Source organism: Nakamurella sp. UYEF19 (assembly GCF_040546275.1).
Taxonomy (GTDB): Bacteria; Actinomycetota; Actinomycetes; order Mycobacteriales; family Nakamurellaceae; genus Nakamurella.
Genome location: NZ_JBEPNO010000014.1, coordinates 26,460 through 47,846 on the forward strand (window position 1 = coordinate 26,460; position 21,387 = coordinate 47,846).

The window sequence follows — 21,387 nt, forward strand, 5'->3', positions numbered from 1 at the left end:
TGCCGTGAGTTCGAGCCAGCAGAACGCCCACCCGCCTGCGCGGGTGGGCGTTCTGTCGTCATGCGGGGTGGTGTGGCCCCGTGGGCGGGGCGGTTCAGCCGGGGTAGAGGACCAGGAAGATCGCGATGTAGTGGCAGAGGGCGGCAAGCGTGACGAAAGCGTGGAACGCTTCGTGGTAGCCGAACGTGCCGGGCCAGATGTTGGGCCTGCGGATCGCGTAGAACACCGCGCCGACGGTGTACATCAGACCGCCGGCGATGACGAGCACGACGACCGCCACGCCACCGTTGTGCAGCAGCTGCGGCATCGCGAAGACGGCGACCCAGCCCAGCGCGATGTAGAACGGCACACCGACCCAGCGCGGCGAATTGGGCAGCAGCATCTTGAGCGCGACACCACCGGCAGCACCGATCCAGACGATCGTCAGCAGAACGGTTCCGGTGCGGCCGGGAATGGCCAGTACGGCGAGCGGGGTGTAGGTGCCGGCGATGAACACGAAGATCATCGAGTGGTCGGCCCGCTTCATCCACGTCCTGGCCCTGACCGACACCCAGGTATGACGGTGGTAGGTCGCACTGATGCCGAACAGGCCAACGATCGTGAGGGCGTAGATGACGCAGGCAACTGCGGCGCCCGCTCCGACGGTGGTCGCGGCCACCACCACGAGCACGATGCCGAGCACGCCCCCGGCCAGCGCGGAGTACCAGTGGATCCAGCCGCGGGCACGGGGCCGTGTCGTGGAGGTGCGTGGCAGGGTCCCGGACGTCATGAGATCCATGTTCCGTCAGATGCGCGGATATTGCGAGGTGCCTGTGGTCTATTCGACGATTCGTAGAAGCAGCGGGCTGGAATCACTGCGCCGGATCGGGCGTGCTCCGATGAGCCGGTCGGGTCAGGGTTCGCGCCCCCGCGCCAGTAGGGTCGGCACTCGTGAGGCTTCCGACGCTGCTCTACCGGGTCTACGAGCGCAGGCTGATCCACCAACTCCTGGGTGGCGCGGCCGTCCCGCACCACGTCGGCGTGATCATCGACGGCAATCGCCGATGGGCCCGCAAGGAGGGGATGACCAACCCGAACGACGGTCACCGCGCCGGTGCGGCCCACATCTCCAACCTGCTGGAGTGGTGCCAGACCAGTGGAATCGGCATGGTCACCCTGTGGCTGCTGTCGACCGACAACCTGCGGCGTCCGGACGAGGAACTCCAACCCCTGCTCGCCATCATCACCGACGTGGTGGACGATCTCGCCGCGCCGGACCAGCCCTGGAAACTGCGGATCGTCGGCGCCATGGAGGTGTTGCCGCCGGCCATGGTGACCCGGCTGACCGCGGCCGAGATGCGCACCGCCGACCGCACGGGGGTCGAGGTCAACATCGCGGTGGGTTACGGCGGTCGTCAGGAGATCGCCGATGCGGTGAAGTCGCTGCTGCAGTCCGGAGCCGACGCCGGGCTGTCGGTCGAGGAGGTCATCGCCCGACTGGACGTCGATGCGATCAGCGAGCACCTCTACACGTCGGGCCAGCCCGATCCCGACCTGGTCATCCGCACGTCCGGTGAGCAGCGCCTGTCCGGATTCCTGCTCTGGCAGAGCGCACATTCGGAGTACTGGTTCTACGAGGCCGACTGGCCCGACTTCCGCCGGGTCGACTTCCTGCGAGCGCTGCGCGACTACGCCGCGCGCCACCGCCGGTTCGGCGAATGACGAGGCGGAAGATCCTGACGCACAACGATGGTGATCGAACGAGAGTGGAGTGCTAGCAGTGGATGTCGTCAGCGAGTACCTGAAGCTGGGCCTGCGGTTCGATCGGGTGGTCGACGGGTTCGTCGACGCCTACATCGGTGACCCGGCACTCAAGGATCAGGTCGCCGCCGAACCGGCCCCCGATCCGGCGCAGCTGTCGCGTCGGGCCGCCGAGCTGTCCGCGCAGATCCCGGACGCCGGGTTGTCCGCGGACCGTTCGGCCTTCCTGACCGCGCATCTGGATGCCCTGGCCGTCGCCGGTGCCCGGTTGGCCGGGCAGGAGATGTCGTTCATCGCCGAGGTGCACTCGTACTTCCAGGTCGAGATCGCTCTGGTGGACACCGACGTCTACGCCGACGCGCACGCCAGGATCTCCGGGCTGCTGGACGGCGCCGGCGCCCCGGCGAACCCCGATCTCGCCGAGCGACTCGGCGCGGTCCGTGCCGCCGAAGCCTGTCCGCCCGAGTTGGTCGAGACGGCCGTGCGGGCGGTCGCCGCGGCGCTGCGACCGCAGATCGTCAGCGCCACCGGGCTTCTCGAGCAGGAGAACATCGACTTCGACATCGAGCGCGACGTGGCATGGAGCGGCTTCAACTACTACCTCGGGTCGTACTCGTCCCGGGTGGCGGTCAACGCGGACGTCGGCCACCGGATGAGCCAGTTCCCGGTGCTGGTGGCGCACGAGTGCTACCCGGGACATCACACCGAGCACTGCCGCAAGGAGAGCCTGCTCGTCGAGCAGGGCGGACAGGCCGAGCAGACCATCTTCCTGGTGAACACCCCGCAGTGCCTGATGGCCGAAGGCCTTGGCGATCTGGCGCTGACCGCTGCCATCGGTCCCGGCTGGGCGACCTGGGCCGCCGGAGTGCTGGACGGGATCGGCCCGAGCTTCGAACCGGAACTCGCCGAGGCGCTGGAGGTGGCATCGCGGCCACTCAACTCGGTGCGCCAGAATGCCGCGATCATGCTGCACGACCAGGGCGCCGATCCCGAGGACGTGGTGTCCTACCTGCAGAAATGGAGTCTGGCGGACGAGAAGCGGTCGCGGCAGTCGCTCCGGTTCCTGTCCGATCCGCTCTGGCGGGCCTACACCTCGACCTACGTCGAGGGGGAGCGACTGCTGCGGCCCTGGTTGGAGGCCCGACCGCAGGGTCAGAGCGCGCTGCAACGCTTCCAGCGATTGCTCGACGAGCCGCTCACCCCGGCCGTCATCCAGGCGGAGATGTCGGCCGTCCGCTCCGGTTGACGGAGACCGCGGGACTGCCCCGGACAGCTTCGGCCGGCTCGCGACGCAGCGTCCTGCACAGTGCTCGCTATAGCGAGCACTGTGCAGGACGCTGCAGGACGCTGCAGGACGCTGCGGGCGGACCATTGCCACCCGACCACATACCGGGTATACATACCGAGTATGTCCATCCGTCACAGTCTTCTCGCCCTGCTCGCCGATCACGATGCCTACGGCTATCAGCTCCGGTCCCGGTTCGAGTCGCTCACCGGATCCGTCTGGCCGCTGAACATCGGGCAGGTCTACACCACTTTGGCGCGGCTGGAGCGCGACGGACTGGTGCTGGGCACCGGTACGGGTGACGACGGCCGGGCCATGTACCACCTCACCGAGGCGGGGCAGGCAGAGCTGCAGAGCTGGTGGCGCTCACCGGTTTCCCGCAACGACCGGCCCCGTGACGAACTGGCCATCAAGATCGCGTTGGCCGTCACCGCGACCGGCGTCGATGCCAGTGCGATCCTGCAGACCCAGCGGCTGGACACGATGCGGGCCATGCAGGATCTGACCCGGCTCAAGCGTCATGCCGACGTCGCAGACCTCCCGTGGCGGCTGGTCCTGGAATCGATGATCTTCGCCGCCGAGGCGGAGATCCGATGGCTGGACCACTGCGAGTCGGCGGTGATCCGGCACGCCGTTCAGCAACGCGCTGTCGCCCCGATCGCGGCGGCACCCGCCGAGAACTCGGAGGTCTCCTCATGACGGTGCTGCTGCAGATGACGGACGTACGCCGCGTGCACGGCCGGGGAGGGGCCAGCGTCACTGCTCTGGACAACATCGACCTGGTGGTCTCGGCCGGGGAATTCGTCGCGGTGATGGGACCGTCCGGTTCCGGGAAGTCCACCCTGCTCCATCTGGCCGGTGGCCTCGACACCCCGTCGTCGGGTTCGGTGGGTGTCGCGGGCCTCGATATCGGTTCGCTCGGCGGCTCGGCGCGGGCGGCGCTCCGGCGCAAGCACGTCGGCTACGTCTTCCAGGATTTCAACCTGCTGCCGACGCTGACCGCCGGCGAGAACGTGGCGCTGCCGAGGGAACTGGACGGAGTTCGTCGGCACCAGGCCAGACGGGACGCCCGGACCGCCCTTCGCGAGGTCGACCTCGCCGACATGATCGATCGGTTCCCCGACGAGATGTCCGGGGGTCAGCAGCAGCGGGTCGCGATCGCCAGGGCCCTGGTCGGAGACCGCCGACTGGTGCTGGCCGACGAACCGACGGGTGCACTGGACAGTGCGACCGGAGAGCTGGTGCTGGCGCTGCTCCGCAGCCGGGCCGATGCCGGATCGGCCGTCGTGCTGGTCACCCACGAGGCCCGGCACGCCGCCTGGGCCGACCGGGTCGTGTTCCTGCGCGACGGCAGGATGGTCGACACCGCCGGACGCGACGACGCCGCGTCGTTGCTGGTGACGCAGCCGTGACGGTGATCACCGGGCTGGGGCCGGCGCTACGCATCGCGCGCCGCGACACGCTCCGGCACAAGGGCAATTCACTGCTGATCATCATCCTGATCGCCCTGCCCATCCTGGTCATGGCGGCCGCGGACGTGCTGCTGAGATCGTCCTTCGGCACACCGGCCGAACGGGCCGACCTGACTCTGGGGCGGGCCGATCTCGGTGCGGCAAGTGCCTGGATCGAGGCCCCGGCCGGAGCGCCGGCGGTGGTCCAGTACGGCCCGACCGACGACGGCTTCAATTTCGACACCGGTCCCGGGGTGGCCGGGTACCTCCCTTCTGCGCATCCGCTGCGCCCGGCCTCGGAGGTGCTCGCGCTGCTTCCGGCCGGGGCCGAGCTGGCTCCCTGGGTGCAGACCGAGGTCCCCGCCAAAGGTGTTGGTGGGCAATACTTCCGGACGGACCTGGAAATGCTGGACCTGGCGGCCACTGCGGCCGCCGGCCGATTCCGGGTCACGGCCGGTACCGCACCGGCCGGACCCGGCCAGGTCGCCTTGACGCCGGCCCTGGCGAAGCGTCTGGACACCGGGATCGGTGCGGTCGTCTCCCTCGGCGCACCGGCTGCGGCCTACACGGTGGTCGGGATGGTGCAGTCCCTGGTGCCGTCGGACAAGCCAGGCGATCGGTCCATCGCCGTCACCGACTTCGGTCAGGTGAAGTATTTCGAGTCCTACCGCGGGCCGCGATATCTGATGTCCGGTGTCTCGCTGAGCTGGAGCGAGGTCGAGGGCCTCAACAAGCACGGACTCGGAGTGTTCTCCCGGGCTGCCATCTCCGGTCCCGGGGCCACCGCGGTGCCGGAGCAGCAGCAGAGCGAATCGGTGCTGATGGTGGCCGGTGCCGTGCTGGGCGGGCTGCTGGCGGTGATGCAGGTGATCTTCCTGGCCGGCCCGGCCTTCGCCGTCGGCGCCAAACGCATGCGACGCCAGCTCGGGCAGCTGGGTGCGGCTGGTGCGACGCCCGGCCAGCTGCGCCTGGTGGTGCTGGGCAGCGGGCTGGTGCTGGGCGCGCTCGGGTCGGGTCTCGGCGTCCTGCTCGGGGTGGCCGCGGGACTGGCCGGTCGTGGCGTTGCCGTCGAGAAGCTCGGTCTGCCCTATGTGGCAACGCATGTCGTGCCCGCGGACCTGCTTGCGATCTTCGCCCTCGGTCTGCTGACGGCGATGCTCGCCGCCCTGTTGCCGGCCATCTCGGCGTCGCGGGCGAGCGTCATGGCACTGCTCGGCCAGTCCCCGGTGGCGAAGCGGACCATCCGCTGGTGGTCGATTGCGGGCGCCGTCACCGCTCTGATCGGTATCGGGGTGACTCTCGCCGTCGCGCTGTCCGGCGTGACCGAAGCCCAGCGGGCACAACCCGGCGAGCTCCGGGCCGTGGTCATCGGTGCCGGCCTGCTGCTGACCGAAATCGGTCTGTTGATGGGTACCCCGCTGCTGCTGCGGGTGATCGCCCGGCTCGGTCGGGTGTTGCCCACCATGCCTCGACTGGCGGTCCGCGATGCCGCGCGACACAGTGGCCGGAGTGCTCCCGCAGTTGCTGCCGTGATGACGGTGACCGCCCTCGCCGTGGCGCTGACCAGCCTGTTCGCCACGCTGGAGCTCAGCAGAGCCGACAACTACACCCCCGGGATCCCCCTCGGGGCGGTGATGGTCCAACCGGCAGATCCGAAGCTCCCACCGACCGACACCCCCGCCGACACGGGAGTGTCCGCGGCCGGTCTCTCGGCGATCTGGCCGAAATCGACATTTGCCATCCTGACCACGCCGACCGGTCCGACCGAAGCAAGTTCGGTCGATCCGCAGATTCCGGCCGGCAACGGCTGTCCCTGGATGGTGTCTCACTACGCGTCGCTCGTCGACGGCTCGATCCGGGGCCTGGCGCTACCGACCCCCGCCGAGATTCCGGCAGCCGTCGGCGACTGGCGGTGCGCCGGTGCGGACTATTCGACCGTTTCCGACGAGCAGTCGGGTACGCACGCCTCGGGGATCCGGAGTGGCCTTGCCGTTCCGCGGTTGCTGGTCGGTGGCCCCGAGCTGCGAGCTCTGGTCACCGGGATCGAGGATCCGGCCGCTGACCGGGTGCTCGCCGCCGGCGGCACCGTCACCCTCGATCGCCGATTCCTCTCGCCTGCAGGCGTTCTCACCCTGGCGCAGAGCCACTACGAGGGGACGAAGGATGAATGGGTCCAGGACCGGGTGATCTCGCTGAACGCCTCGGCGGCCCGTTGGTCGCCCACCCGGATCAGCGCCATCGTCTCACCGTCGGCGGCTCGGGAGGCAGGCCTGCGTACGGTATCGGCCGGCCTGATCATCGACCCGGGGGGCGTTGCGACGGCTGATCAGACCGATTCGCTCCAGCAGCAGCTCGCGGCAGGAGGGAGTCAGGTCTTCACCTACCTCGAGACCGGACAGGATTCGTTGACGGGTGGACCGTCACCCTGGTTGATCTTCGCCGCCGCGGCACTTCTCATCGCGCTGACGGTCGCGGTGGTCACTGCCCTGTCGGTGTCGGATGCGCGCGATGACCTGTCGACCCTGGGCGCCGTCGGCGCCCCCGGGTGGATGCGTCGTCGATTCTCCGGCTGGTCGGCAATGCTCATCACCGGGATCGGGTGCGTGCTGGGCGCTCTCCTGGGTCTGGTCCCGGCGTTCGGGCTGGTGCGACTCGTCTACCAGTCCGGCGGATTCCCGAAGCCCTACTTCGAGGTGCCGTGGGGACCGATCGCCGTGCTGATCGTGGGGCTTCCGCTCCTTGCGTTCGTGGTGGCTGCGACGGTGACCGGATCGAGGATCAGCCTGGTGGCCCGGGCACGGTGATCTTCGTCGGCCTGCCCGGCAAGGACGGCTAAACTCACGTCCGGCCGTCGGTGATCATTCGCCGACCGACCGCCGGTGGTCCTCGCCGCGCTGCCGATCAGAGCAAGGAGTTCGACCACTGACGCCGCCTGATCCAGTCTCGGACGCCCGGTCGGATCCGGCGTCCGATTCCTCGTCCGAAGCCCGGCAGGACGCGTCGCCGACGCGGCGGAAGCGCTCGCTCGGCACGCTCGTGCGGGTCGGATTCCTACTGCTGGTGCTTGCCTTCGGCGCCTACTGGGTCATCAAGAACCGCCACTCGTTCGCCGATGCTGCGCAGCGCATCACCTTCTGGCCCATCGCCGGCGCGCTGGTGGCCGGTGCCCTCGGCGCCTGGTCCGGTGTACCGGCCTGGCGCTCGGTCCTCGCCGGTCTCGGTTCGCCGCTGCCGTTGAAGGACGCCCAACGGGTCTTCCTCACCGGGCAGCTCGGCAAGTACATCCCCGGTGGTGTCTGGACGGTGGTCGCCCAGGCCCGGCTGGCCAAGGACCTGGACGTACCGACGACCCGGAGCGCGACCGCAAGCCTGATGTCCATCCTGCTGTCGGTCGTCACGGCCGCCTCGATGGGGGCCCTCTGCCTGGGCATCGCCGGCCGGCAGATCCTCGGCGACTACGGCTGGACCCTCTGGTTGGTGCTGCCACTGGTGGCGCTGCTGCACCCGGCCGTCCTGGTCTGGGCCGGACGGGTGGTCAGCCGGATCACCCGACGGAACGTGCCGCTGCAACGCATCCCGGCCCGCAACCTGGTCATCGCTGCGGCCTGGTCCATCGGCGGCCAGGTGGTGAACGGGCTGCAGTTCTTCCTCCTCGTCGGCATGGTCGGCGGTACCTACCCGAACCCACTGCTGGCCATCGGCCTGTTCTCGACGGCCACCGCGGTCGGCATCGTGGTGATCTTCGCCTCGGCCGGTGCCGGCCCTCGTGAACTGCTGCTCGCGGCCGGTCTCAACCCGCTGATGCCGCCCGGATCGGCGGCACTGGTCGTCCTGCTGTCCCGGGCCGTCCTGACCGTCGTCGACCTCGTCCTGGCCGGGATAGCTCTCCGCGCCGGCCGCCGAACCACCACCTCACGATGACGAGCACCGCACGATGACCACCGCACGATGACCACGGCACGATGACCACCCACCCGGATCGGAGCACTCAGACCACCATGCGGATCATCGCTTTCGGCACCTACCAGGCTGATTCGCACCCCAGGGTGCGGGTGCTGATCGAGGGTCTGCGGGCACAGGGTCACGACGTGCTCGAGATCAACGAACCGCTGGGACTGTCCACCGCGGAACGGGTCTCGATGCTGCGCAAGCCCTGGACCCTGCCGGTGCTGGGGCTTCGCCTGGCGCACCGCTGGACCAGGCTCGCCCGTCGTGGACGGTCCGAGTCGAAACGTCAGCCGCCCGACGCCGTCCTGGTCGGCTATCTCGGCCACTTCGACGTGCACCTGGCCCGGCGGGTGTTCCACGGCACCCCGATCGTGCTCGATCACCTGATCTTCGCCGCCGGTACTGCCGTGGATCGCGGCTCGGCCAAGGGACTGGTGACCGGCGCCCTCGAGGTCCTCGACCGCCGGGCGCTGCGGGCCGCCGACGTCATCGTGCTGGACACCGCCGAACATCGGGACCGGGTGCCGGAGGAACTGTCGTCGCGCGCGCTGGTCGCCGCGGTCGGAGCCGACGCGACCTGGTTCGAGGCAGGCGGGCACGCATCCCCGGCCCCGGCCCTCGACGAGCCGGTCAGGGTGGTCTTCTTCGGCCTGTTCACCCCGCTGCAGGGCGCGGTGGTGATCGGTGAGGCGTTGAATCTGCTGCATCGCCGCGGCTTCGGCGCTGACCGGTTGAGAGTCACCATGATCGGCAGCGGCCAGGACCTGGCGGCCGCGCAGGCGGCAGCCGGCCCGGAGGCTCCCGCCGAGTGGGTCGGCTGGGTCGATCCGGCCCGTCTGCCGGCCGTGGTGGCTTCCCACCAGGTGGCCCTGGGGATCTTCGGTACTACGCCGAAAGGGGCAGACGTCGTGCCCAACAAGGTGTATCAATCAGCGGCCGCCGGCTGCGCGATCATCACGTCGGACACCCGGCCGCAACGTCGGGTGCTCGGCGAGGCGGCCGAGTTCGTGCCCGTCGGTGATCCATCGGCCCTGGCCGACGCGATCGCCCGTCTGGTGGAGGATCGTCAGCTGCTCGTCCACCGCCGCCGCCAAGCGCGTGAACTTGCCCTGAGTTCGTTCACCGGTGGCGCTGTGGTGCTTCCCCTTCTGGATAGGCTGGCCGACGTGCCCCTCGATGACGTGTCCACCGCCGCTGCCAGCAAGCATTCCGCGCCGGTGGCGCCGCTCACTCCGCGGGCGGCACTACGCTGGCCGCTGATCAAGCGGGCCATGAAGCAGACCCGGCCGGCCACCACGCTCGAGATCGGCTGCGGGCAGGGCGCCATGGGAGCCCGCCTGGTCGGGCTCACCCCGTCCTTCACCGCGGTCGAGCCCGATGTGTCGTCCTACCAGATCGCCAAGGAGCGGATCGGGACGCGTGGCGGGACCGTACTCAACTGCACGTCCGACGAACTCGACGACGACCGGACCTTCGACATGGTCTGCGCCTTCGAGGTGCTCGAGCACCTGGAGGACGACACCGGTGCACTCGATGCCTGGGTCAAGAAGGTCAGGATCGGCGGGCACCTGGTGCTCTCCGTCCCCGCCTGGCAGCACATGTTCGGTACCTGGGACAAGGCCGTCGGGCACTACCGCCGCTACTCGCCGGACGAATTGGCGACGAAGCTGAGGGCGGCCGGGTTCGAGCCGGTGAAGATCGGCCTCTACGGCTGGCCGCTGGCCTTCCTGCTGGAAGCGATCCGCAACCGGGTCGCCGACGGTTCGGCCCAGATGGAGGACTCGGCGGCCGACCAGACGGCGCATTCCGGACGCTGGCTCCAGCCCACCAAGCGCCTGTCCGCCATCGTCATCACGGTCGGTATCTTCCCGTTCCAGGTGATGCAGCGACTGGTCCAGAGCAAAGGCAACGGTATCGTCGCGCTGGCCCGCCGGGTCAGCTGACCGACGGGTCGGAGCCGCGCGCGAGGCGTTCGCGCCTTGGCGCGGCCAGATCGGTTGGCGGCCTCCGGGACGGTACTGTGCGCCTATGACAGGAGTGAAAGTGCTGTTGGCGCGCGCCGGCGGTGCTGCCCATCCGTGGCGTCTGGTCCTGTTATTCGCTCTTCCGGTGTTGGCCCTCAAGCTCGTCGTCGCTGCAACGACTTTCGGCACGAATGACATCATCCACTGGGTCGATTTCACCAATGGCGTCCGAGCGGCGGGGCCGGTCGGAATCTATGGTCTACATTTTCAGTTGTCGTTCTACAACCACCCTCCGTTGATCGGCTATTTCCTCTGGTTCGTCAATGGCGTCCACGATCTCCGCATACCGATCAATTTCACCATTCGCGCGATGTCCAGCCTGGCCGACGTCGGGACGGCGCTGGTGCTGTTCGAAATGCTGCGCCGCAGGTCGACTCTCGGGCAGGCCCTGACCGCAGCGATCCTCGTGGTCGCCAGTCCGCTGCTGTTCATCATCTCGGGTTTCCACGGGAATACCGACCCGATCTTCACCTTCCTGACGATGCTCGGCCTCTACCTCCTGGTCGACCGCCGGGCACCGGTGCTGGCGGGGGTCGCCATCGGACTCGCGGTCGGTATCAAGATCGTGCCCTTCGTGCTGGTCCCGGCGCTGCTGATCTACGCCTACCGGCAGGGTCGTGGCGCTGCTGTGCGATTCCTGGCCGCGTTCGTCGCGGTGGTCGCCGTCACCTGGGGGCCGGCCCTGCTGCTGCAGTTCGACGCCGTCCGGTCGAACGTCATCGGCTACAGCGGCATCGGACAGTCCTGGTGGGGATTCATGCAGTTGGGCCACTGGATGGGCAATCCGTCGTGGGTGGCCTTTGCCGCCGGGCCGGGACGCTCGCTGCTCGTCCTGCTCTGCGTGGCGGTCCCGGCCGTCGCCGTCTGGCGCCGGCCCGAGTCGGTGACGGTCGCGGTGGCCTGGTCGCTGACGGTGTTCCTGACGTTGGCCACCACCTTCGGTACCCAGTACCTGGTGTGGCCGCTTGCGGCCTGCTACCTGGTCAGCGTTCGACTCGCCACGTTGTACAGCTTCTCCGCAGGCCTCATCATGGTGGAGGTCTACACCCGCTGGTCCGGGGGATTTCCGTGGTTCAATGCCTCGGCCTCGGAATTCACGCAGCCGGAGAAGCTCTTCCTTCTCCTACCATGGTTGACCTTGGTCGTGCTGGCCTTCCAGGCCACCAGGACCATGTTCTCGGGACGAACCGGCAGCGCGGCCGGCCCAGGTCTGCGGTTGCCCCCGGTGCCGATGGCCGTCGTGGCCGGTGACCCGAGATGGGTTGCCGACAGAAGTTCTCAGGAAGCAGTTGAAAGGAATCAGAATGCCGCACAGCAAGACTGAGTCGTTGCGCATCGGGATCGTGGTGGTCGCCTACAACGCCCAGTCGACCCTGCTGGAGACGCTCGACCGAATCCCGGTCGGCTTCCGGCCGAGCATCGAGGAAGTCATCATCTGCGATGACGCCAGCGGTGACCTGACCTTCGAGTACGGACAGCAGTGGGCCGCGCGGGACGACACCCCGTCGACCACTGTGATCAAGCACACGAAGAATCTCGGCTACGGCGGAAATCAGAAAGCTGCCTATCTGCTGGCGATCGAGCAGGGACTCGATCTCGTCGTACTCCTGCATGCCGATGGTCAATACGCACCGGAGAGCCTCGTTGACATCGTCGCGCCGTTCTACACTACCGATTGCGCCGCTGTTTTCGGCTCCCGGATGATGGACAAGGGAGCTGCGAAGAACGGCGGAATGCCTTTCTACAAGCGGATCGGCAACAAGGTTCTCACCCGATTCGAGAACACGGTGCTCGGCACGGATCTGACCGAATTCCACTCCGGATACCGCGCATACCGGACAAGTGCGTTGCGGGAGATTCCCTTCGAGGCGAACAGTGACGGTTTCGACTTCGACACGCAGATCATCGCCCAGGTGATCCACGCCGGCGGACGGATCGTCGAGGTCCCGATCCCCACCTACTACGGCGACGAGATCTGCTACGTCAACGGCCTGAAGTACGCCAAGGACGTGGTCAGGGACGTCATCGAGTACCGATTGGCCGTGCAGGGCTTCGGGACGTCGGAGTGGGTCCCCACGCCGGACGAATACGCGTTCAAGGAGGGTGACGGCTCCTCGCACTCGCTGATCCTGGAGATGATGGCCGGTCTGGCGCCCTCGAAGGTGCTGGACCTCGGCTGCTCGGCGGGTCTGCTGGCGGAGCAGATCAGGGCCGCCGGGCACACCGTCGTCGGGGTCGATGCCATCGAGCTGCCCGAGGTCAGGGACCGTACCGACGCCTTCTTCGTCGCCGATCTGGAGAAGCCGCTTGCCCCGGAGATCGGGACCGGCTTCGACGTGGTGATCGCGGGCGACATCATCGAGCACCTCGCCCGCCCGGGCGACGCGTTGCGCGAGATGCGACGGGTGCTGCGCCCCGGTGGACAGCTGATCCTGTCGGTGCCGAACTTCGGTCACTGGTATCCGCGTTTCCGGGTCACCTTCGGTCTCTTCGGGTACGACCGTCGAGGGGTGCTCGACAACACCCACCTGCGCTTCTTCACCCGGTCCACGCTCCGCCGCACCGTGCGTCGGGCCGGTTTCGATGTATTGCAGGAGGCGTCGACCGGGCTGCCGCTGGGGACCATCGGCGCTTCCGGTGGCCTCGCCGGGGTGCTCCGCAAGATCGACGCCGCGCTGGTCCGTCTGCGTCCAACGCTGTTCGGCTACCAGAACGTCCTGCGGCTCACCCCCCACGCCGAGGACGTGCTCACCGCAGCGATCACCCTGCGCGAGCCGAATGTGCTGTCACGTGCCATCGGCGCCTGAACCCGCTAAACCCGCCGATGCCCTCCCCGATGGCATCCGGCCCGGCGATCGTCGGACCGCCGATCCCGCCCCGAGGGCAATCGTCCCCGCAGCCGACACACCGCGCAGAGGAGCCCGCATGAGCCTGGCCAGTCTCGGCATCCTGCTGTTCGCGGTCGCCCTGGCGGCCACCGGCCAGCTGGTGCTCAAGAACGGTATGAACATCGCCAAGGAAGCAGCGGCGGCCCAGGGGAAGTCACTGATCCTGACGGCCGGCACCTCACCGTGGATCCTCGGCGGGCTGGTCATCTTCGGGGTCTCCGCGGTGGCCTGGCTGGTGACCCTGTCGCGGGTCCCGCTGAGCGTCGCCTATCCGTTCAACGCACTCGGCTACGTGGTGATCCTGGTGGCCAGTACGGTGATCCTGAACGAGCGGGCGAACGCCTGGACGTGGGTGGGGACGGTGATGGTGGTCGCCGGTCTGATCGTCGTGGTGACCACAGCGCCCAGCAGCTGAGCGGACGGGGTCGGCGGCGAGCTGGCTCTCCCATCCGCTTCACACCCCTAGACCAGGCGTTCACCCTGGTGGAATGAGATGTTGTCCTCACCGGTGGCCACCCCTTGGACGCCGGAGCACGGTCACCATCAGGCATGGTGGAGCAGTCGAGGCGGTGCCTCGCGCGGACGAGAAGAGTGAGCTACCACAGATGACGGCGCAGTCCAAGTTGCTGGTGGTCGACGACGAGCCCTCCCTGCAGGACATCGTCGCCACGTCGATGCGGTTCCTCGGCTACGACGTGAGCGTCGCGGCCACCGGCCGCGAGGCTGTGCGAGTCGCCACCGACGTCCGCCCCGACCTGATCATCCTGGACATCATGCTGCCCGATTTCGACGGGCTCGAGGTGATGCGGCGGGTCCGCGCGGCCGGGGTCGATGCCGGTGTGGTCTTCCTGTCCGCCCGGGACACACCGGCGGACAAGATCGCCGGTCTGAGTGCCGGCGGCGACGACTACGTGACGAAGCCGTTCGGACTCGAGGAGCTGGCGGCCAGGGTGACGGCCGTTCTCCGGCGGGTCCGTCCCGATCTGGCCGCAGACGGCGTGCTCAAGGTCGCCGACCTCGAGCTCGATCCCGAGACCTACCAGGTCAGCCGGGCGGGGGTGCCCATCGAGCTGGCTCCGACCGAGTACAAGATGCTGCGCCACCTGATGATCAACGCCAACGTGGTGCTGTCCCGCCAGCAGTTGCTGGACGCGGTGTGGGGCACCGACTTCTACGGCGACGACTCGGTGGTCGCGACCTACATCTCCTACCTGCGGCGCAAGGTCGACGCGACGGGTGAGCCGTTGATCCACACCCATCGCGGCTTCGGCTACGTGCTGCGCGTCCCGCGGCGCTGACCATGTCCGCGGCCGTTCTGCCCCCGCGGCGCCGGTGGGGGCTGCGCGTCAGATTGATCGCGGTGGTGCTGACCGTGGCGGCCCTCGCGCTCATCGCGGTCGATGTGATCGTGCCGCTGAACGTCAGGGCGGCCCTGATCTCCGATCGGGACAAGGGCCTGGCCAGCGTCGTCCAGAAACTGCCGGCCACGATCAACTCGTCCTCGCTCACCGAACTGACCAAGAACAACCCGCTGCGCAGCGAGGTCGGCTGGACGGTGGTGACCAGGTCAGGGACGGCGCAGGTGATCGTGCAGCCGCCGCGCGACCCGATCGGGACCCCCGACTTCGGCAATCCGCCGCCCGTCGGGGTGGCCCGCACCGTCGGTGACGTCTCCGGTTCGTCGGCCCGATACCGGATCCTGGCCGTCGTCATCTTCGATCCGTCGAACAGTCCGGTCTACCTGGTGGCCTGGAGCGATCTGGACGAGGTCACCGCCACGCTGAGCCAACTGGTGTTCCTGGAGTTCCTGATCACCGTCGGCCTGCTGATCCTGCTGGGGCTGGTGGCCAGCCTGATCATCCGGCGCGAACTGAGGCCCCTCGAGGCGATGGCCACCGCGGCCGACGAGATCGCCGGGGGCGAGCTGGAACGACGAGTCGCCCCCGGAGATCCCAGCACCGAGATCGGCCGGCTGGGCACCGCCTTCAACGGCATGCTGGACGGCATCAACGGGTTGCTCGACGAGCAGCAGCGCAACGAGGCCAGACTCCGCCAGTTCGTCGCCGACGCCTCGCACGAGCTCCGCACCCCGGTCGCCGCGGTGCAGGGCTACTCCGAGCTCTACCGCGCCGGCATGCTCCCGGACGAGGCCTCGGTGGCGAAGGCGATGAACCGCATGGGCTTCGAGGCGAGGCGGATGGGTGGCCTGGTGGAGGACCTGCTGACCCTGATCAAGGCCGATGCGGAGAAGGCCCGCGAGCACGAGTTGGTGGATCTGGCCCAGTTGCTGGTGGGGGTGGTCGACGACGCGGCGGTGATCGACGGATCCCGGACCTGGCGTCTGGTCGGCGCGACCCGGATGACCAACGTGGTGGGGGACCGGCTGCGGTTGCACCAGCTGTTCGCCAACCTGCTGTCCAACGTCCGGACGCACACGCCGGCCGGGACCACGGCGACGGTTTCGTTGCTGCCGGGCCACGACGAGATCGCCGTGAGCATCACCGACGACGGTCCGGGCGTCGCTCCGGAGGCCCTCCCGAGGCTCTTCGACCGCTTCTTCCGGGAGGACGAGTCGAGGTCGAGGGAGAACGGCGGCAGCGGGCTGGGTCTGTCCATCGTGGCGGCCATCGTCAGGTCGCACTCCGGCCGGATCCTGGCCGCGAACGCCCGGGGTGGTGGTCTCACGATGACGGTCGTACTGCCGCGACCGGTCGGGACGGCCGCCGTCACCGGGCTGGCCACCGGGGCGCCGGTCGGGGTCAATACCGGCCCGATCGACCTCTCCGCGCTCGCGTTCTCGGCCGCCGCCCCGTCGGGTGGCGGCCTGCCATCCCCCGGTGGCCAGATGTCGGTCGTGTCACGTTCCGCGCGGCCGGACGACGCCCTCAACACACCCGAAACCTGATGTTCACCCGCCTCCTCGCGTTTCTGCGGGATTGGCCGGAATCGCCCGGGTAGCGTCCGAATCAGTGCACCGCAGTACTGCGGAACACACGGGAGGCCCCGATTGGACAGTGCCGGACATTTCCAGCACAGGACAGTGAGAGGGCCGGTAGCGGGCCCTTTTTCCTCGCCGGCGAAGTGCCGGATCGGGATGGGGACCACCGGTCCACTCTGCAAGGCGCGCGTGCCCGCGCCGTCAAGGAGCTGTTCGTGGTCCCACGCCGTTCCGCCTCTGTGACACCCCCCCAGGCTGCCGCCGCCCCGACACCCCCCCAGGCTGCCGCCGCCCCGACATCCCCCCAGGCTGCCGCCGCCCCGCACCGCCGGACGTATGTCATCGACACGTCCGTCCTGCTGTCGGATCCCTGGGCACTGACGAAGTTCGCGGAGCACGAGGTGGTCCTGCCGCTGGTGGTCATCGGTGAATTGGAAGCAAAGCGTCATCACCCCGAACTCGGGTACTTCGCCCGCCAGGCCCTGCGCATGCTGGACGACCTTCGCATCGAGCACGGGAGGCTGGACGCCCCCGTCCCGATCGGTGGGAAGACGGGTGAGATCGGTCCGGGGACATTGCATGTCGAGCTGAACCACACCGATCCCTCGCTGCTCCCGGCCGGTTTCCGCAATGACAGCAACGACTCCCGGATCCTGGCCTGTGCGCTGAATCTCGCGGCCGAGGGCAGGTCCGTGACCCTGGTGTCCAAGGACATGCCGCTGCGGGTCAAGGCCTCCGCCGTCGGGCTGGCTGCCGACGAGTACCGCGCCCAGGACGTGGTCTCCTCGGGGTGGACCGGGATGGCCGAGCTCGACGTCACCACCGAGCAGGTCGACACGCTGTTCCACACCGGCCTGATCGACGCCGACGTGGCCAGGGAGCTGCCCTGTCACACCGGCGTCAAGCTGATCACGCCGACCGGTTCCGCGCTCGGCCGGGTGACCCCGGGCAAGCAGATCCGGCTGGTCAGGGGCGAGAAGGAGGCGTTCGGCCTCCGGGGAAGGTCGGCCGAACAGCGTATCGCCCTCGACCTGCTGATGGACGACGAGGTGGGCATCGTCTCGCTCGGTGGCCGGGCCGGCACCGGCAAGTCGGCGCTGGCGCTCTGCGCCGGACTGGATCTGGTGATGGAGCGGCGCGCCCACCGCAAGGTGGTGGTGTTCCGTCCGCTGTACGCCGTCGGCGGCCAGGAGCTCGGCTACCTGCCGGGCAGCGAGAACGACAAGATGCAGCCGTGGGCGCAGGCCGTCTTCGACACGCTGTCGGCGATCGCCTCGCCAGCCGTCGTGGAGGAGGTCATCGCGCGGGGGATGCTCGAGGTGCTCCCGCTGACGCACATCCGCGGCCGCTCGCTGCACGATTCTTTCGTCATCGTCGACGAGGCACAGTCGTTGGAGCGCAACGTGTTGCTGACCGTGCTGTCCCGTCTCGGGACCAACTCGCGAGTAGTGCTGACCCACGACGTCGCGCAGCGGGACAACCTGCTGGTCGGGCGGCACGACGGGATCGCCGCCGTCATCGAGGCGCTCAAGGGCCACCCCCTTTTCGCCCATGTGACCCTCACCCGGTCGGAGCGTTCGCCGATCGCCGCCCTGGTGACCGAGCTGCTGGAGTTCCCTGAGCTGAGCTGAGCTGGATCGAGCTGAGCTCGGCGGATCGGTGGGCGGGCCGATGGCGTGTGAAATCACACGCCGTGCAAGCCTGCTCACCGAATCGCAGTACGTCGTGGGACAAAATGATCCGGTGACCATCGGAATGCACCTCGCCCCGTCGCTCCGCCGCCGTACCGCGGCCGCTCTCGCGGCGGTCACGGTGGTGGTGGCCGGCCTCGTGATCGCGCTCGACCAGACTGCCCTTGCCGGTCCTGGCGTCGTTCTGGCGGTTCCGGCGGCCGCCGCCGCTCCGGTGACCACGACCGTCGGGAAGATCTCCCTGTCGGTCGAGCCGGCCAGTGGGCTGACGGCCGCGGGCGGGACGATCAACGTCGTCGGCAACGGCTTCAAGATGGACGGCGGCGCCGGGCTCTGGGTGGTGATCTGCCACGCCGACGGGAAGGCGCCGGCCAACCTGGCGGACTGCGTCGGCGGGGCGATCCCCAACTCCAACACCAGCACCTCCTGGGGCCACATCACCACCGCGGGCACGACGCCGGCCGGCGGTGGCCCGGTGGGCGCGAAATGGTTCAGCGGTGGGGCGTTCTCGGTCAACCTGACGCTGCCCGCCTCCAACCCGGCTTCGGACGCCCTCGACTGCTCCAAGGTGCCCTGCGCGGTCTACACCAAGGCCGACAGCGGCTCGGACACCTCGCAATCCCTCTCGGTTCCGCTCGTCTACGCCGCTGCTGCGGGCTCGGGCTCTGGCTCGCCGACGTCGACGCCGGCGTCCACCGCCCCGGTGTCCTCCACCTCCAGTAGTTCGACGCCGACGCCAACGCCGACCTCGCAGAGCACGAGCATCATCGCCGCCGTCCCGACCACGGTGTCGCCGAAGACGATCAAGGCGTCGACAGTCGTGGCCGGTGGGAACCAGGAGGTGCTGTTCGCCGGCTTCACCAAGGGTGAGTTCGTCTCGGTCACCCTCTACTCCGCGCCGCGCTCGCTGCCGGCGGCCAAGGCGGACTCCGACGGGGTGGTCAGGATCGCCTTCATCGTGCCGGCCGATCTGCCGGTCGGCACCCACCTGCTCCGCATCGTCGGGGCGAAATCGAAGGTGACCGGGGTCGCCTCTTTCCAGGTCATCGCGCCGCCGGTGTCGAGTGCTCCGATCTCCAGCGCGCCGCCCTCCAGCACCCCGGTGGCGTCTTCGGCGGCCGTCTCCAGTGCGCCGGTCAGCTCGGCCGTCGTCCCGCCGGTCACCGTTGCCTCCCCCTCGCCGTCAGTGGTCTCGTCAGCGCCGGTAACCTCGGCGGCGGCGCCGGTGCCCGGGAGTGCGTCTTCGGGTTCACGCCTGGTGTGGCCGTGGTACGTCCTCGGTGTGATCGTGCTGCTCTGGATCGGCTTCGCCGTCTGGATGCTGCAGCGGCGTCGACACCGGCTGGACGCCGACATGCGCGAGAAGGAAAGAATTCTCGCCGAAGGTGCTGCGGCAGAACACCAACGGGCCACGGATGCCCTTGGAGCGGCGAACTCCGATGCCCCCACCGCCTACCTCGGGGACCGTCCAACGGAACAATTGGGCGGATACAGCGGGCAGACCGGTGGCTACACCGGATATCACCCCGGCGAGCACGGCCTGCTGTCCGGCCGTGACAACCCGGACAATCCAGGTCTGTTGTCGGGCAACACCTATCGGCCGGACGACACCGCCGACCAGCCGACCACGTATCTGCCGCCCTCGGGTACTCCGGGTCGGCCGGGATCCTTCGGCACAGGCGACGTTCCGGATGCGAGGAACGAGGCAGGCCCGCCGACGGGCGCGTGGCGGCCGGACTTCACCGAACAGCCGCCGACCGAGATCGCCGGTCCGCAGACCGGGGCTTGGCGGCCGGACTTCACTGACCAGCCTTCCGTCGATCCGGGCCGCGAAGCGGATGCCGATCCGGGCCGCGAAGCGGATGCCGATCCGGGCCGCGAAGCGGATGCCGATCCGGACGGCGACGAACCGTCGCCGGGCGGACGCCACAGCCGGTGACGCCCGCCCGGCCGGCTCGGTGGGTCGGTACTACGGGTGGGTCATGGAGAGCACGTCGAGTGCGGCGTCGAGCTGCGCAAGGGTGAGCGTGCCGTTGTCGACGTGGCCGCGCTCGGTGACCACCGACTTGATGGTCTTGCCCTGCTTCAGCGCCTGCTTGGCGACCGAGGCGGCCTCCTCGTAGCCGATGTACTTGTTCAGCGGCGTGACGATCGAGGGAGAGGACTCGGCGTAGACCCGGCAGCGCTCCTCGTCGGCGACGATCCCGGAGATGCAGCGATCGGCCAGCAGCCGGGTGACGCTGGAGAGCAGCCGGATCGACTCCAGGAGGTTCCGGGCGATCACCGGGAGCATCACATTCAGCTCGAACGAGCCGGTGGTGCCGGCGAACGCGACCGTCGCATCGTTGCCGATCACCTGGGCGGCGACCATGGCGGTCGCCTCGGGCAGCACCGGGTTGACCTTGCCGGGCATGATCGAGGAACCGGGCTGCAGATCGGGTAGGTGGATCTCGGCCAGGCCGGCCCGCGGACCCGAGCCCATCCAGCGGATGTCGTTGCAGATCTTGACCAGCGCGACGGCGATGCTCCGCAACTGGCCGGACGTCTCGACCAGCCGATCGCAGGATCCCTGCGCCTCGAAGTGGTTGGCGGCCTCCGTGAACGGAAGCCCGGTCTTCGTCGCGAGACTGGCGATGACGGCCGGGGAGAATCCGGGCGGAGTGTTGATGCCGGTGCCGACGGCCGTGCCGCCGAGGGGGAGTTCGGCGAGCCGCGGCAGGCTCGACGTCAGCCGCGCGATACCGCCGCGGATCTGCGCAGCGTAGCCACCGAACTCCTGCCCGAGGGTGACCGGGGTGGCATCCATGAGGTGGGTGCGGCCGGACTTGACCACGCCGGACCACTCCTGCGACTTGGCCTCCAACGAGGCGGCCAGGTGATCGAGGGCCGGGATCAGGTCGCGGACGACGCCTTCGGTGGCGGCGACGTGGATCGACGTCGGGAAGACGTCGTTGGAGGACTGCGACGCGTTGACGTGATCGTTCGGATGCACCCTGCGGCCCAACGACTCCGAAGCCAGCGTGGCCAGCACCTCGTTGGTGTTCATGTTGGAACTGGTGCCCGACCCGGTCTGGAAGACGTCGATCGGGAAGTCTGCGTCGAAGTCACCGGCGGCGACCAGGTCAGCTGCGCGTCCGATGGCCGCTGCGATCTCGGCGTCGATCACCCCCAGCTCGGCGTTGACCCCGGCGGCGGCCGATTTGATCAGGGCCAGGGCCCGGATCTGACCGCGCTCGAGGCCACGTCCGGAGATCGGGAAGTTCTCGACGGCCCGCTGGGTCTGGGCCTGGTAGCGGGCCGATACCGGTACCCGCACCTCGCCCATGGTGTCGTGTTCGATGCGGTACTCGCCGCTGTCTGAGGCTGTCGTCTCCGCTGATGGGAACGCGCCGTTGTGTTCTGCCATGCACCTCACGCTAGCC

Annotated in this window: 16 protein-coding genes; 14 read left to right on the forward strand and 2 right to left on the reverse strand. The window is 68.7% G+C overall.

The window, feature by feature from the left end; genetic code table 11:
• Positions 1–94: 94 nt before the first annotated feature.
• Complete coding sequence (trhA, locus tag ABIB25_RS18215) at positions 95–769, reverse strand: PAQR family membrane homeostasis protein TrhA (protein WP_354529907.1); 675 nt, start codon at positions 767–769, stop codon at positions 95–97.
• A gap of 161 nt (positions 770–930) precedes the next feature.
• Here trhA and ABIB25_RS18220 point away from each other — a divergent pair, with 161 nt between their 5' ends.
• From ABIB25_RS18220 to ABIB25_RS18285, 14 genes are all read left to right on the forward strand, one after another.
• Entirely contained in the window at positions 931–1,701 is a 771-nt protein-coding gene (locus tag ABIB25_RS18220) for an isoprenyl transferase (protein ID WP_354529908.1), read from the forward strand.
• Positions 1,702–1,759: 58 nt separating this feature from the next.
• Positions 1,760–2,986, forward strand: coding sequence for a DUF885 domain-containing protein (locus ABIB25_RS18225; protein ID WP_354529909.1), 1,227 nt, complete (start codon positions 1,760–1,762; stop codon positions 2,984–2,986).
• Between the two features lie 162 nt (positions 2,987–3,148).
• Positions 3,149–3,724: a PadR family transcriptional regulator gene (locus ABIB25_RS18230; protein ID WP_354529910.1), complete on the forward strand. Its 576-nt coding sequence runs from the start codon at positions 3,149–3,151 to the stop codon at positions 3,722–3,724.
• Positions 3,721–4,437: an ABC transporter ATP-binding protein gene (locus ABIB25_RS18235; protein ID WP_354529911.1), complete on the forward strand. Its 717-nt coding sequence runs from the start codon at positions 3,721–3,723 to the stop codon at positions 4,435–4,437. The genes ABIB25_RS18230 and ABIB25_RS18235 overlap by 4 nt, the downstream gene beginning before the upstream one ends.
• Positions 4,434–7,280 carry an FtsX-like permease family protein gene (locus ABIB25_RS18240; RefSeq protein WP_354529912.1) on the forward strand — a complete coding sequence of 949 codons (2,847 nt, stop codon included), beginning with the start codon at positions 4,434–4,436 and terminating at the stop codon, positions 7,278–7,280. Before ABIB25_RS18235 ends, ABIB25_RS18240 begins: the two co-directional genes overlap by 4 nt.
• A 232-nt stretch (positions 7,281–7,512) precedes the next feature.
• Positions 7,513–8,397, forward strand: a complete 885-nt coding sequence (locus tag ABIB25_RS18245; protein ID WP_354529913.1) for a lysylphosphatidylglycerol synthase domain-containing protein — start codon at positions 7,513–7,515, stop codon at positions 8,395–8,397.
• A 41-nt stretch (positions 8,398–8,438) separates the two neighbouring features.
• Entirely contained in the window at positions 8,439–10,367 is a 1,929-nt protein-coding gene (locus ABIB25_RS18250) for a methyltransferase domain-containing protein (RefSeq protein WP_354529914.1), read from the forward strand.
• An 85-nt stretch (positions 10,368–10,452) separates the two neighbouring features.
• The gene (locus tag ABIB25_RS18255) at positions 10,453–11,772 is read left to right on the forward strand and encodes a glycosyltransferase family 39 protein (protein ID WP_354529915.1); all 1,320 of its coding nucleotides are present in this window, start codon (positions 10,453–10,455) and stop codon (positions 11,770–11,772) included.
• Positions 11,753–13,255: a methyltransferase domain-containing protein gene (locus ABIB25_RS18260; protein WP_354529917.1), complete on the forward strand. Its 1,503-nt coding sequence runs from the start codon at positions 11,753–11,755 to the stop codon at positions 13,253–13,255. Before ABIB25_RS18255 ends, ABIB25_RS18260 begins: the two co-directional genes overlap by 20 nt.
• 118 nt (positions 13,256–13,373) lie before the next feature.
• The gene (locus tag ABIB25_RS18265) at positions 13,374–13,751 is read left to right on the forward strand and encodes a DMT family transporter (RefSeq protein ID WP_354529918.1); all 378 of its coding nucleotides are present in this window, start codon (positions 13,374–13,376) and stop codon (positions 13,749–13,751) included.
• Positions 13,752–13,941: 190 nt separating this feature from the next.
• On the forward strand, positions 13,942–14,634 hold the full coding sequence (locus ABIB25_RS18270; RefSeq protein WP_354529919.1) for a response regulator transcription factor: 693 nt from the start codon (positions 13,942–13,944) through the stop codon (positions 14,632–14,634).
• Positions 14,635–14,636: 2 nt separating this feature from the next.
• Positions 14,637–16,241 (forward strand): sensor histidine kinase, encoded by a 1,605-nt coding sequence (locus ABIB25_RS18275; RefSeq protein WP_354529920.1) that lies wholly within the window; start codon positions 14,637–14,639, stop codon positions 16,239–16,241.
• Positions 16,242–16,615: 374 nt separating this feature from the next.
• Positions 16,616–17,905, forward strand: a complete 1,290-nt coding sequence (gene phoH2 / locus ABIB25_RS18280) for an RNA 5'-3' helicase PhoH2 (protein WP_354530016.1) — start codon at positions 16,616–16,618, stop codon at positions 17,903–17,905.
• A 112-nt stretch (positions 17,906–18,017) separates the two neighbouring features.
• Positions 18,018–19,904, forward strand: a complete 1,887-nt coding sequence (locus ABIB25_RS18285; RefSeq protein WP_354529921.1) for a hypothetical protein — start codon at positions 18,018–18,020, stop codon at positions 19,902–19,904.
• 30 nt (positions 19,905–19,934) lie between these two features.
• Here ABIB25_RS18285 and ABIB25_RS18290 read toward each other — a convergent pair whose 3' ends face one another.
• Positions 19,935–21,371, reverse strand: a complete 1,437-nt coding sequence (locus ABIB25_RS18290; RefSeq protein WP_354529922.1) for a class II fumarate hydratase — start codon at positions 21,369–21,371, stop codon at positions 19,935–19,937.
• Positions 21,372–21,387: the final 16 nt, after the last annotated feature.

Coding starts and splice junctions, on each gene's coding strand:
- ABIB25_RS18230 (WP_354529910.1), top strand. CDS start 3,149: ATGTCCATCCGTCACAGTCTTCTCGCCCTGCTCGCCGATCACGATGCC.
- ABIB25_RS18275 (WP_354529920.1), top strand. CDS start 14,637: ATGTCCGCGGCCGTTCTGCCCCCGCGGCGCCGGTGGGGGCTGCGCGTC.
- trhA (WP_354529907.1), bottom strand. CDS start 769: ATGACGTCCGGGACCCTGCCACGCACCTCCACGACACGGCCCCGTGCC.
- ABIB25_RS18260 (WP_354529917.1), top strand. CDS start 11,753: ATGCCGCACAGCAAGACTGAGTCGTTGCGCATCGGGATCGTGGTGGTC.
- ABIB25_RS18255 (WP_354529915.1), top strand. CDS start 10,453: ATGACAGGAGTGAAAGTGCTGTTGGCGCGCGCCGGCGGTGCTGCCCAT.
- ABIB25_RS18265 (WP_354529918.1), top strand. CDS start 13,374: ATGAGCCTGGCCAGTCTCGGCATCCTGCTGTTCGCGGTCGCCCTGGCG.
- ABIB25_RS18235 (WP_354529911.1), top strand. CDS start 3,721: ATGACGGTGCTGCTGCAGATGACGGACGTACGCCGCGTGCACGGCCGG.
- ABIB25_RS18250 (WP_354529914.1), top strand. CDS start 8,439: ATGACCACCCACCCGGATCGGAGCACTCAGACCACCATGCGGATCATC.
- ABIB25_RS18290 (WP_354529922.1), bottom strand. CDS start 21,371: ATGGCAGAACACAACGGCGCGTTCCCATCAGCGGAGACGACAGCCTCA.
- ABIB25_RS18270 (WP_354529919.1), top strand. CDS start 13,942: ATGACGGCGCAGTCCAAGTTGCTGGTGGTCGACGACGAGCCCTCCCTG.